This is a genomic window from Amycolatopsis sp. DG1A-15b, assembly GCF_030285645.1.
Taxonomy (GTDB): domain Bacteria; phylum Actinomycetota; class Actinomycetes; order Mycobacteriales; family Pseudonocardiaceae; genus Amycolatopsis.
The window spans coordinates 5,946,774-5,958,321 of record NZ_CP127296.1; the positions used below are offsets into that span (position 1 = coordinate 5,946,774).

Consider the following 11,548-nt stretch of genomic DNA (forward strand, 5'->3'; position numbering starts at 1 on the left):
GGCCCAGCTCAGTTTGGCGGCCCGGTTCGCCGGCCGCCGCGCGGCTTGGCAGCCCTCCCCGGCGGCCAGCCTGGCCCGGCGGCCCCGCCCAGCCCAGCCCGGCCCCGCTCGGCTCGGCCCCGCTCGCTCGGCCCGGTTCAGCTCGGCGGCCCAGCTCAGCTCAGCGGCACGGTTCGCCAGCCGCCACTCGGCTCGGCAACCCTGCCCGGCGGCCAGCGTGGCCCGGCGGCCCCTGCCCTACCCGGCGACCCCGCCCAGCGCAGCCCCACCGGGCTGGGCCGGGCCCGCCCGGCCCGGCTCGGCCCGACCCGCCGGCCGCCGCGCGGCCCAGCCCAGCTGGGCCGCGCCGGCCGCCGCGCGGCCCAGCCCAGCCGGGCCGCCGCGCGGCCACCAGTCCACCGGCCCACGATCCGGCACCCACCGACCCGCTAAGCCGCCTTCGGATGAGCGGCCCGGCGGTTCTCCCGGGCCAGCTCGACCGTCGTCGCGATGCGGCGTCGCCTGGTCTCCGGGCGCTTGGCCTTTGCGATCCACTCCAAAATCAACCGCCGCGACGAAGGCGGAAACGCCTCGAAGCACCGCCGAGCCGTGGCCTCCGCCGCGAAGGCACCCCGCAGATCCGCCGGCACCACGCCGTCCTGTGCCTCGGCGAGCACGTCCCAGGTCCCGGTCCGCCGCGCGAGGTCCACCATCGCCTGCCCGGCCGGAGCCATCAGGCCCGCCGCGGTCAGCCGCGAAATCCGCTCCCGGTTCACCCGGCTCCACGTACTCCCCGGCTTGCGCGGCGTGAAACACAGGTAGGTGCTCTCGGCGTCGCGCCGCAGTGCCTTGCTGTCGATCCACCCGAAACACAGCGCCTGCTCCATCGCCTCGTGGATCCGCACCCCCGGCACCGCGCTCCCCTTGCGCCGGATCACCAGCCACACCGACGTCTCGCCCGGTGCCGCCAGCCATGCCCGCCACTCCGCGGCCGACGAAACCTCCAGTGCCCCTTCGATCTTCTCCATGCCCTCATCGTCCGGGGTGAAGTGCTCATCTTCTGAGCACTTTCGGGCGGGAACAATCGGCGGCCTCCCGGCGTAGCGTCCTGGTATGGAGACCCCGTTGAGCACCGACCGGCTCGTGATCCGGGACTGGACGGTGGACGACGCCGAAGCCGCGTTCGAGATCTACGGCGCGGAAGACGTCACGCACTGGCTGACCCCGGCCATGGACCGCGTCGGCGACATCGGCGCGATGCGCGCGGTCCTGCACGCCTGGCAGGAAACCCAGCCGAACCTGCCGCCACCGCGGGGCCGGTGGGCCATCGAGCGCAAGGAAGACGGCGCGGTGATCGGCGGCCTCGGCATCCGGCTGCTGCCGCCGTTCGAAGAGGACCTCGAACTGAGCTGGCAGCTCAGCCCCGGCGTCTGGGGCAAGGGGTACGCGTCCGAGGCGGCCACCGCGTTGATCGAGTGGGCCTTCACCCAGGACACCGAAGAGCTGTTCGCCGTCGCGCGGCCGAACAACACGCGGGCGATCGCGGTCGCCAAGCGGCTCGGCATGCAGTGGGTCGGCGAGACCGACAAGTACTACAACCTGCGGCTGCAGGTGTACCGGATCCGGCACACCGACCTCATCGGCTGACCGGCTCCAGCAGGAAGACGCGGATTTCGCGGTGCCCGGCCCGCACGGCGTAACGGTCGTACGCGGGCCAGTACCCCGCCACCGCGTCCCACATCTCCTGGCGCTCGTCCCCGGTCAGGAGCCGTCCGGTGACGTCGATGGTGCGCCCGTGCACACCGATCGTCGCCTTCGGCTGCGCCAGCAGGTTCGCCGACCAGGCCGGGTGGGCCTCGCCGCCCCAGTTCGAGCCGATCACGACGTACCCGCCGGCCCGCTCGACGTAGAGCAGCGGCACCTGCCGCGGCTCGCCGCTGCGCCGCCCGATCGTCGTGAGCAGCAGCGTCCGCAGCCCGACCGCCGCGCCGACGCCGACCCGGCCACCGCTGATCCGCAGCAGCACCCGGTCGGCGGGCACGAGCGCCCGCCCCAGCACCGCGAACGCCCGGCTCTTGCCGAACCCGGCGAAGACTCCCCGCAAACCGGCCACGACGAGATCCTAGGTCTGGCAGGGTGGGCGAGCATGACCCGCCCCGAAACCGCCGCCGAGGTCTTCGACGCGCTCGGCACGGACTACGAACACGCTTTCCGCACCGCGACCGCCCAGCGCGCCGCGATCACCGACCTGCTCGCCGCCCTGCCGCCGGAGGCGAAGGTGCTCGACCTCGGTGCCGGCACCGGGCGGCCGACCGCGGAACTGCTGGTCGCCGCCGGCCACGACGTCACCGGCTACGACGTGGCCCCGAAGATGGCCGAGATCGCGCGGAGCCAGGTGCCCGCCGCCCGGTTCGAACTCGGGGACATGCGCGAACTGTCCTTCCCGGACGGCACCTGGGACGCGATCACGGCCTTCTTCTCGATGCTGCAGCTCCCCCGGGCCGAGCAGGAAACCATGATCGGCCGCCTCGCGGCCTGGCTGAAGCCCGGCGGCCTGCTCGTCTTCGCCACCGTGCCCGCCGACGTCGACGGAGTCGACCTCGTCTTCATGGGCCACCCGGTCCGCGCGTACAGTTTCGCCGCCGGTCCCCTCAAGGAGCGGCTGCGGGCGGCGGGCCTCGAAATCGTCCACGAGGACGAGGCCGAGTTCGTCCCCGACCACCCGGACGCCGGCCCCGAGCCGCACGTCTACCTGACCGCACGCAAACCGGCCTGAGCCGGCGAGCCCGCACGACGTCGAGCACCCGACGGACATGAATTTTGCTCAAGTTCGTGCATGTCCCGCGCGGCGGACCCGAGCTAAAGTGAGGGATGGGCATCGAAGCTCTGGCCAGGCCGGTACCTCGCGAGCACCGCGAGCTGCTGCGCGAGATGCTGGCCAGGCTCCCCGAGTTCGCCGATCGCCTGGCCCGGCTGCTCAGTGAGCAGGACGAGTTCTACCGCCAGGTCGAGGACGTCGCCCCCGGCGAACTGCGGCAGGTCTGCCGGGCCAACCTCGAGCGCGCGCTGACGGCGCTGGCCGAAGGCCACGGCCTCGCCCTCGACGCCGCCCGCAAGACCGGGCTCACCCAGGCGCGCCAGGGCATCCCGCTGCCCGCGGTGCTGCGCGCGTTCCGGATCGGCGGCACCTTCGTCTACGAAGGACTCCTCGAGCTCGCCGGCCCGGAGTTCCTCAACCCGACCCGGACGATCGAGATCAACTCCTACGTCTGGAAGGCGATCGACCTCTACTCCGACGCGCTGACCACGGCGTACGAGGAGGTCGCGGCCGAGCCGTCGCACGCGAACGCGCGGCTGCTGGACGACCTGCTGCGCGGCCGGCTCGCCGGCCAGGCGGACATGGAGGCCGCGGCCCGCGAGCTGGGCCTGCCGACCGCGGGCATGTTCGTCGCCGTGGTCACCGAGCGCGTCGAGCCGGACGAGCACGACTCCGTCGACGCACTGCTGCGGGCGCGGCGCTGGCGGTCGGCGTGGCGGCCCGGCGGCGAGGCGGGCCTGGTCGCGATCGACCGGATCGAGGACGTCCGGCGGCTGCGCGAAGTGCTCGGTTCCCTGCCCGTGGCGGCCGGGATGAGCAAGCCGTTCACCGGGTTCCCCGACGTCCCCGACGCCCTGCACCGGGCCCGGATCGCCCGCCGCTCGCTGCCGGCGGGGACGGCCGGCGTCGTGGTGTTCGGCGACTCGCCGGTGACGACGCTGGTCGCGGCCGCGCCCGGGATGGCCCGTGACGTCGTCCGGTCGGCCCTGGCCGGGGTGCTCACGCTGCCGGCCGCGGAGCGCAAGGTCCTGCTCGACACGCTGCTGGCGTGGTTCGCCGGCCACGGCTCGGCGAAAGAGGCCGCGGACCGGTTGTTCGTGCACCCCAACACGGTCCGGTACCGGCTGCGCCGCGTGCAGGAGCTGACCAAACGCGACCTCACCGACCCGGTCGACATCGGCGAGCTGTACGTCGCGCTGGAGTCGGTGCGCATCGAGCCCGAGCCGGAGTGATCGTATTTCGATCACTACCGATTGACTTTCGATAGACATAGCGCGATAGTCGGCGCATGGTTACCGAGAAGTGGGCCGTTGCCGCGCTCAGAGTCTTCCTCGTGGTGCTGTTCGGCGTCCTCGTCGTGTTCCAGACGCTCTCGCTGCCGGGCAGCATCGCCTACCACGCGCAGCAGAACCCGCACGACGCTCCGTTGCGGTGGCCGCTGACCGCCATCGCGGTCTTCCTGGTGCTGTGCGTCCAGGTGGTGGTCGTCGCGACCTGGAAGCTGCTGACGCTGGTCAAGAAGGACCGGATCTTCACCACCGCGTCCCTGAAGTGGGTCGACGCGATCGTCTGGGCCGTGGCCGCCGCGTGGCTGGTGGTCGCCGGGATGCTGCTCTTCGTCGGCCTCAACGCGGACGACCCGGGAATGCCGATGCTGCTGTTCCTGGTGACCGTGGCGATCACCGTGATCGGCCTGCTGATGGTGGTCATGCGCGCCCTGCTGCGGCAGGCCACCGCGCTCCGGTCCGACATGGAAGCGGTCATCTGATGCCGATCGTCGTGCGCATCGACGTCGAACTGGCCAAGCGCAAGATGAGCGTCGGGGAGTTCGCCGAGAAGGTCGGGCTCACGCCGGCCAACGTCGCCGTGCTGAAGAACGGGCGCGCCAAGGCCGTGCGCTTCAGCACCCTGGAAGCGATGTGCCGGGTGCTCGGCTGCCAGCCCGGCGACCTGCTCGAGTGGATCGAAGACGAGGCTTGACCCAGGTCAGCGGGCTGCGGGCGGCGCTAAGCCGCGTCGGTGTCGACCAAGCGGGCCAGCTCCAGCAGCGTTCCCTCGAAGCCCGGGCCTGCCGTCAGCGCCACCGTGAGCGGGCCGCCGCGGCGATCCGTCCCGACCGGGAGGGTGACCGCCGGTTCCGTCCAGTGCGGACGGTCCACACCGGCCGAAACCACCACGTCCGGGCGGGCGGAGCGATGCCGGCGGCCGCCCGCGTCGAGGTCGAGGACCACGTTGCCGTGCAACGAAAGCAGGGCCGCGACGTCCGCCACCGCGTCGCGCAGCTCGCGGTCGGCGATCGAGTCCGAATGGGCGCCGATCGCCGGGCGGGGCGGGTCGGTGTCGCGGGCCAGGCGGGGCACGATCGCTCCGAGGTCGCCCGAGGCGCACGTCAGCACCCGGATGCCGGGCACGCCCGCCTGGGGGTCGGCGATGCTGATCCCCGCACTGGCGGCGGCCGCCACGATCCGGGCCCGCCAGCGCGCGGTCGCCGCGATGGCGACCATCGATGGGTCCTGGGGCAAAAGGGGAGTTCTCCTTCGCGATCCGGCGCGGCGGCAGGGGGATCGTCCGATGGTGCGGCCGGGCCCGTTGTGCCCGGGAACAAACATCTTTGGCCGATTGGTCCGAACGGCCGCGTCCGTGCGCCCTTCCGGTCGCCCCGGACAGCTGTGACCGCGGGTCACACTTTGACGCGCGACGTGGCGCGGGCCACTATCCGTGCACCTGATTACCGCCGGGTAATTTGGGTGTCCCGAGTACGACCCAGGAGGACCGTTGCGACGAGCTTTGGGCCTGATCTTGCTGGCGCTGGGGGTCTTCGCGGTCGCCGGGGCGGTGCTGTTGCCGGCCTACGTCTACCCGAAGCTCGCCAAGGTGCCGCTCGACCAGGATTCGACGTCGGTGCTGGAAGGCACCGCGAGCAAGGTCCTTGCCGTGACCGACAAGGGCGCCGGCCCGGTCACCGAGATCCGGGAGAACCGGAAGCTGACCGCGACCGGCCACGTGCAGGCGAACTTCGCCCGGCCCGAGATGCACGAAGGCACCGACTACGCGGTCTGGCTGCTCGCGGTGCAGGTCAAGGACGACGAGGACGGCACGGTGCTCACCGCGAGCAAGCGGCAGGTCTGCTTCGACCGGCGCACCTCCGAGGGCTACGACCCGCGCGGGGACGCCGACCCCAAGTGCACCAAGGAAAGCAGCTACGTCACGCAGCTCAAGGACAAGGCCGACAAGGACGGCGACAAGCCGCCGGAGCAGAACGTCTACAAGGCCCAGCCCGGCCTGAACTTCAAGTTCCCCTTCGGCACCGAGCAGAAGGACTACCAGGTCTACGACGACAACACCGGCACCGCCGTCACCGCCCGGTACACCGGCACCGAGGAGGTGAACGGGATCGAGACCTACAAGTTCGTCCAGAACATCCCGGACACCAAGCTCGAGACGAAGTCGGTGCCCGGCTCGCTCGTCGGCGTCGCCGACTCCAGCGTCGACGCGGACCTGTACTACCGCGGGATCAACACGATGTGGGTGGAGCCGGTCACCGGCGTCGAGGTGAAGCAGCAGCAACAGCAGCACCAGGAACTGCGGCCCACCACCGGCAACCCCACCGTCGTGTTCGACGGGACGCTGGCCTACAACGGCAAGACGATCGCGCAGATGGTCGACCAGATCGACGAGAACAAGGGCAAGCTGGAGTTCCTGTCGAGCACCGGCCCGCTCTGGCTCGGCATCGGCGGCGGGGTGCTGATCCTCGTGGCGGCCTACCTGCTGTTCCGCCGGCGCCCGGCCGCCCCGCCGGCCCCGCCGCGGCGACGGCAGCGGGTGCCGGTCGGCGCCGACCGCTAAACCTTCCGCAGGACCAGAACGAGATTCCAGGACGCAATTTCGCGAAGGCCGGGGATCCGCACGATCCACATCGCCCAGCTCGGGTGGTACCGCGGATACCCGGCCACGAAATCGGCGAGCGGCGTCGCCTTCGCCCAGCGAAGCGCGGCGCCGACCGAAACCGGGAACAGGCTTTCCCCGAATTTGTTCTTCGGCTGCTTCCCGAGTTTCCGCGCATAACGCTGCCGGGCGTAGTACCCGCCGAGGAAATGCCACGGCGCCGTCTCGTGGCCACCCCACGGCGAATACCACGGCGTGAACGACGCGAAGACCGTGCCGCCGGGTTTGGTCACCCGGCACATCTCGGCGAGCATGACCCACGGCTCGGCCACGTGCTCCAGCACGTTCGACGAGTAGCAGATGTCCACGGAACCGCTGCGTACCGGCAGTTCCGTGCCGCTGGCGCGGATCATGTTCTCCCCCGGCTCGCCGCGGGCGGACAGCTCGCCGACGTCCGGGTCCAGGCCGAGGTAGACCGCGCCGGCCGCGCGGAAGGCTTCGGAGAAGTAGCCAGGGCCGCCGCCGACGTCGAGCACCGTGCGTCCGGACAGCGGAGCGTGCGCCGCCAATTGCCGGACCGAATCGGCGGCGAGCGCGGAATAGAAGCCGTCCGGGTCGGTCTGTTCGGTGAGGAATGTCCGGAACAGGGTCACCGAGCGGCGGAGCGTGGCGCGATGCGGCCGGGGCGTCGCGACGAGAACCGGATTACCTACCATTGAACCGTCGCTTTCCCGAATACGTTCATCTAGGGTGTACGCACCGGTAACCTAGCACCGTCGCCAAAGTTTGGATAACCCCGATGGAACGTCCTCGTGTGCTCCTCCTCAACTGGCGCGACACCGGCCACCCCGAAGGCGGCGGCTCGGAGCGGTACGTCGAGCGGATGGCCGAAGGCCTGGCCAGAGCGGGGTACCGGGTCGAGATCCAGTGCGCCGCCTACCCGGGTGCGACGGCGGGCGAGTGGCGCGACGGCGTCCGCTACCGGCGGCGCGGCAACAAGTTCGGCGTCTACGCGCACGCGCTGCGCGCCATCCGCCGGGCCCGCGCCGATCTCGTGGTGGACGTGCAGAACGGCATGCCGTTCTTCGCCCGGCTGGTCGCCGGCTGCCCGGTGCTGGTGCTCGTGCACCACGTCCACAAGGAACAGTGGATCAGCGCGCTCGGCGAGACGCTGGGCCGGATCGGCTGGTGGATCGAGTCGCGGCTGGCGCCGTGGCTGTTCCGCCGGTGCCGCTACGTCACGGTTTCCGAGGTCACCAAGGCGGAACTGGGGGAACTGGGCATCGGGCGCGAGCGCGTGACGGTGGTCCCGAACGGCCTCGACGCGCCCCCGCCGTGCGCGTCCGAACGCGACCGCACCCCCACGCTGGTCGCGGTGAGCAGGCTGGTGCCGCACAAGCGGATCGAGCACGCCATCGACGTCGTCGCGCGGCTCGCGCGGCGCTGGCCGTCCCTGCGGCTGGAGGTCGTGGGCCAGGGGCCGTGGGACGAGGCGCTGCGCGCCCACGCGGCTTCGCGCGGGGTGGCCGACCGGGTCGTCCTGCACGGCTGGGTCGACGAGCAGGCCAAGCACGAGATCCTCGCGCGCTCGTGGCTGCACCTGTGCCCGTCGGTCAAGGAGGGCTGGGGCATCGTCATCATGGAGGCCGCGGCGCACGGCGTGCCCTCGGTCGCCTACCGCGCCGCCGGCGGCGTGACGGAGTCCATCGTGGAAGGCCGGACCGGCCTGCTCGCCGACGACTTCGACGATTTCACCGCGCAGGTCGACGGCCTGCTCGCCGACGGCCTGCGGCGCGCGGAAATGGGCTTGGCGGGCGCCGAGCGGGCCGGGAAGTACCGCTGGGACGTCAGTGTCGGCCAGTTCGCTTCACTGGTGCGGGACGTCTCCGGGCAGCCGGTCCCCCGGCCGCGCACCCTGGTCCCGCACCGCGTCCCGGAACTCGCCCAGCAGCCGGGCGGCGGCCGCCGCGTCGAAGTCCTTGCGGCGGGCGCGCACGGTGACGGTGGTGGCGCCGCCGGTCGTCGCCGCGCCGAACGCCACGCCTGAGCGGCCACTCGCCGCCGGGTAGAACGCCAGCGTCCGCACGGTGTCCCCGGTGGACACCACGCCGAGGTTCGAGACCAGGAACGTCGAACCGAGCCTGCTCGCCAGCAGCCGGGTGCCCAGCCGGGCGAGGCGGCTGCTGCGGGCCGGGAAATCCGGCTCCGGCGGCTGGGCCTTCAGGACTTCGGCGACGTCCGCGCCGCGGCTCAGCCGCAGCCGGAAGAACGCGCTGTCGTGCACCGGTTCCGGTGCCGCACCCGGCCGGCGCGACGCGCCCAGCGCGGCCACGACCCGCGCGGTGCGGGCCCCGTGCGCGCGGTTCCAGCGTTCGGTGGCGCCGGCGGCCGCCGCGACGAACCCCGCGGCCCCCAGCCGCAGCCGCGGCTCGTGGACGGCCACGAAGACATCCCCTACGGCTTCGCTTCCCCGATCCGGGGTGATCCGGCCCGGTGGCGCGAAAAGCGCCTCAGCGAGCCGCTGGAGGGCCGAAACCGCAAAGGGTTTGCCGCCCGTGCGTTCGCCGATCCCCCGCGCGGCCGAAGAAACCGGGACGTCGAGGAGGATGCCGAGCAGGGCGAGCAGGCCGAGGCCGTCGAGGGCACCGTGGTGGGCGGCGATGAGGAGAGTGGGTTCACCGACGGCGACGCGCACCAGCGGCGCGCCCCGTTCGTAGGGCGCCGAAGCGAAGCGGTCCCGGACGGCCGCCAAGTCACCGATCCGCTCGATTTCGGGCACCGCACCGAGGTGCGGGTAGCGCGGGAACGCGGCCGCGAGCCGGGCGCGGAGCTTCTCCGGTTCCGGTGCGGCCGCGCCGAGTTCCGCTTCGAGGAGGATGCTCCAGGAAACGGTGGGGTCGCCGTAGAGCCCGACGACGCGGTGGGCGTGGTCGGAGGCGAGCCGGGTCACGCGTCAGCGGTCCCCGTAGAGCTTGAGCGGGTGGTCGGCAGGGTTGAACTTCACCTGCGCGTTGAGCTTCTGCTGCACCGGAGCGGCGGTGTCCGGGTCCGCGCCCTGGATGAGGGCGAACCCTCCCGCGGTCGCCGCTCCGCCGCCGATGATGACGGCGACGATCGCGCCGATGACCGTGCCCACGAGTCACTCCTTCCGCGGCGGGAGAATCCTGCCGCGGCCCAATGTACGCATGGGTAACATGCGGCACAACACTGCGACGCACAGCAACGTGAGCGCTACTCCGTTCGCCAGCAAGGCGGGCGTCCACGAGATCGCTTTCACCGCGGGCTCACCCGGGGTCCGGTACAGCGTCAGCCACTCACCCGACCACACCGGCGTCGCGCCGGCGAGCAACCGCGGGTCGACGTAGCCGGGTGTCCCGTGCTCGACGAGGATCCAGCCGATGCCCGCGTCGGTGAGTTCCCGCGCCGACGTCGCGGCGCGGACGTCGCCGATCCTCGGGTCCTCACCGGCGATCCGCTCGGCACCGACCTGCAGGGTGTCGTCCATCAGCACGGGTTTCGGCAGCGCGCGCGGCGCCGGGTCGAGCTGGGTGCGGTCGTCGTTCCACGCGAACCCGCGGAACGCCGAGAGCGGCAACGCCAGCACGTCACCGGGCCGGTCACCGAGCTCTGCGGACACCGCGCGCCAGTCGGCCGGGTACTGCGCGGTGCCGAGCCGTCCCCAGCCACCCCACGCGAGGTCCGGCATGGTCAGCAGCGGGAAGACCACCGCCGCCGTCACCAGTCCGGTGCGGCCCCCCGCGGTTTTCAGCTTCGCCGCGGCGGCTTCGACGGCCAGCGCGAAGCCCAAGGCGAGCGGCAGAGCCCACCAGGCCACCCATTTCTGGGCGTCCCGCAGCAGTCCGGCGCCGGGCACGTACCGCGTCGCGGCGGTGAGCAGCCAGTTGCCGCCCGGCAACGTCGCCAGTGCAGCCAGGAGAACGCCCAGGACGCCGAGCGCGGTCAAAGAGCGGACCGGCGCCTTCCCCCACCGCTGCGCGAGCGGCCGGAGCCCGGCGATCGCGACGGCGACGACGATGAGCGTCAGCACCGGGACCAGCGGCACGGCGCGGCTTCCCGGCACCGTTTCGGCGTTCCAGATGCCACCGAGGCCCAGCACGCTCAGCAACGCGGGACCCCAGCTTTCGGCGCGGGCGCTGAACGCCGTGACGCCGCCGGGGTCGGAGAAGGTGCCGCCGGCGTCGAGGAACGTCGGGACCAGCCAGGGCAGGTTGAGCGCGATGGCGAGCGGAACCGTCTGCCGGAGCCGCCGCGAACCGGCGGCCACGACCATGACGGCGGCCGCGAGGACGCCGCCGGGCGGAGTCAGCACGGCCGGGGCGCAGGCGATCACCAGCTTCGGCAGGGCACGCGGTTCGTGCGCCCGCACGGCGAGCCCGGCGCCGGCGATCCACGGCAGGGCCGCGTACGTCAGGAGCAGCGGCCAGTGCCCGATGAACAGCCGTTCGGCGAGGTACGGCGTCCAGGCGTAGGCCGTCGCCGCGACGAGCCGGGTGCCTTCCCGCTCGGTGGGGACGAGCCGTCCCGCGCCGAAGGCGGCGAAGAAGACGGCCAGGAGCAGGACGATCTTCTGGACGATGTCGCCGGGCAGCACGGTGGTGGCGAGCGCGACTGCGGCGTCGGCGGGAACGGACCGCGGCAGCGTGCTGCCGACCCCGAAGGCGTCCGGCACGAAGTACTGCCGTGGCGCGAACACCATGTCGTAGCTCAGGACGAACCCGCGGCCGAGCAGCGGCGCGCAGACGGCGAAGGCCAGCGCGGCGGACAACACGGGGAGGGCCGCCCGCCTGCCGGGTGCGTTCACGGCCCTTCCTTTCCGTTGCGCGCGCGGTTATGGTCCCTGGTCAT

Annotated in this window: 14 protein-coding genes; 7 read left to right on the plus strand and 7 right to left on the minus strand. The window is 72.3% G+C overall.

Features of this window, described 5'->3' with window-relative positions:
* Window positions 1–237 precede the first annotated feature (237 nt).
* Both QRY02_RS27170 and QRY02_RS27175 read right to left on the minus strand, forming a co-directional pair.
* The gene (locus tag QRY02_RS27170; RefSeq protein WP_285985673.1) at window positions 238–399 is read right to left on the minus strand and encodes a hypothetical protein; all 162 of its coding nucleotides are present in this window, start codon (window positions 397–399) and stop codon (window positions 238–240) included.
* Window positions 400–428: 29 nt separating this feature from the next.
* Window positions 429–1,007 (minus strand): YdeI/OmpD-associated family protein, encoded by a 579-nt coding sequence (locus QRY02_RS27175; RefSeq protein WP_285985674.1) that lies wholly within the window; start codon window positions 1,005–1,007, stop codon window positions 429–431.
* An 85-nt stretch (window positions 1,008–1,092) separates the two neighbouring features.
* Here QRY02_RS27175 and QRY02_RS27180 point away from each other — a divergent pair, with 85 nt between their 5' ends.
* Complete coding sequence (locus QRY02_RS27180) at window positions 1,093–1,626, plus strand: GNAT family N-acetyltransferase (RefSeq protein WP_285985675.1); 534 nt, start codon at window positions 1,093–1,095, stop codon at window positions 1,624–1,626.
* On the opposite strand, the gene QRY02_RS27185 is transcribed toward QRY02_RS27180, so the two are convergent.
* On the minus strand, window positions 1,616–2,083 hold the full coding sequence (locus QRY02_RS27185) for a nitroreductase family deazaflavin-dependent oxidoreductase (RefSeq protein ID WP_285993929.1): 468 nt from the start codon (window positions 2,081–2,083) through the stop codon (window positions 1,616–1,618). The two genes, QRY02_RS27180 and QRY02_RS27185, sit on opposite strands and share 11 nt — an antisense overlap.
* Before the next feature lie 42 nt (window positions 2,084–2,125).
* Between QRY02_RS27185 and QRY02_RS27190 the strand changes: the two genes are divergently transcribed.
* The 4 genes from QRY02_RS27190 to QRY02_RS27205 all read left to right on the plus strand — a co-directional run bounded on the left by QRY02_RS27190 (window position 2,126) and on the right by QRY02_RS27205 (window position 4,777).
* Window positions 2,126–2,755 carry a class I SAM-dependent DNA methyltransferase gene (locus tag QRY02_RS27190; RefSeq protein ID WP_285985676.1) on the plus strand — a complete coding sequence of 210 codons (630 nt, stop codon included), beginning with the start codon at window positions 2,126–2,128 and terminating at the stop codon, window positions 2,753–2,755.
* 95 nt (window positions 2,756–2,850) lie between these two features.
* A complete protein-coding gene (locus QRY02_RS27195) occupies window positions 2,851–4,029 on the plus strand; it encodes a PucR family transcriptional regulator (protein WP_285985677.1) in 1,179 nt (392 codons plus the stop codon).
* A 56-nt stretch (window positions 4,030–4,085) separates the two neighbouring features.
* Complete coding sequence (locus QRY02_RS27200) at window positions 4,086–4,565, plus strand: DUF2975 domain-containing protein (RefSeq protein ID WP_285985678.1); 480 nt, start codon at window positions 4,086–4,088, stop codon at window positions 4,563–4,565.
* A complete protein-coding gene (locus QRY02_RS27205; RefSeq protein WP_285985679.1) occupies window positions 4,565–4,777 on the plus strand; it encodes a helix-turn-helix domain-containing protein in 213 nt (70 codons plus the stop codon). The genes QRY02_RS27200 and QRY02_RS27205 overlap by 1 nt, the downstream gene beginning before the upstream one ends.
* 26 nt (window positions 4,778–4,803) lie before the next feature.
* Here QRY02_RS27205 and QRY02_RS27210 read toward each other — a convergent pair whose 3' ends face one another.
* A complete protein-coding gene (locus tag QRY02_RS27210; RefSeq protein WP_285985680.1) occupies window positions 4,804–5,301 on the minus strand; it encodes a hypothetical protein in 498 nt (165 codons plus the stop codon).
* A gap of 271 nt (window positions 5,302–5,572) precedes the next feature.
* On the opposite strand from QRY02_RS27210, the gene pgfA reads away from it, so the two are divergent.
* Window positions 5,573–6,643, plus strand: coding sequence for a cell envelope lipid trafficking protein PgfA (gene pgfA, locus QRY02_RS27215; RefSeq protein WP_285985681.1), 1,071 nt, complete (start codon window positions 5,573–5,575; stop codon window positions 6,641–6,643).
* Here the strand turns inward: pgfA and QRY02_RS27220 are convergent.
* Window positions 6,640–7,335, minus strand: a complete 696-nt coding sequence (locus tag QRY02_RS27220) for a class I SAM-dependent methyltransferase (protein WP_285985682.1) — start codon at window positions 7,333–7,335, stop codon at window positions 6,640–6,642. The genes pgfA and QRY02_RS27220 overlap by 4 nt on opposite strands.
* A 161-nt stretch (window positions 7,336–7,496) precedes the next feature.
* Between QRY02_RS27220 and QRY02_RS27225 the strand changes: the two genes are divergently transcribed.
* Entirely contained in the window at window positions 7,497–8,729 is a 1,233-nt protein-coding gene (locus QRY02_RS27225; protein WP_353069591.1) for a glycosyltransferase family 4 protein, read from the plus strand.
* Between the two features lie 906 nt (window positions 8,730–9,635).
* Here the strand turns inward: QRY02_RS27225 and QRY02_RS27230 are convergent.
* A complete protein-coding gene (locus tag QRY02_RS27230; RefSeq protein WP_013229289.1) occupies window positions 9,636–9,818 on the minus strand; it encodes a hypothetical protein in 183 nt (60 codons plus the stop codon).
* A gap of 3 nt (window positions 9,819–9,821) precedes the next feature.
* Window positions 9,822–11,504: an MmpA family trehalose lipid delivery protein gene (locus tag QRY02_RS27235; protein ID WP_285985684.1), complete on the minus strand. Its 1,683-nt coding sequence runs from the start codon at window positions 11,502–11,504 to the stop codon at window positions 9,822–9,824.
* Between the last annotated feature and the right edge of the window lie 44 nt (window positions 11,505–11,548).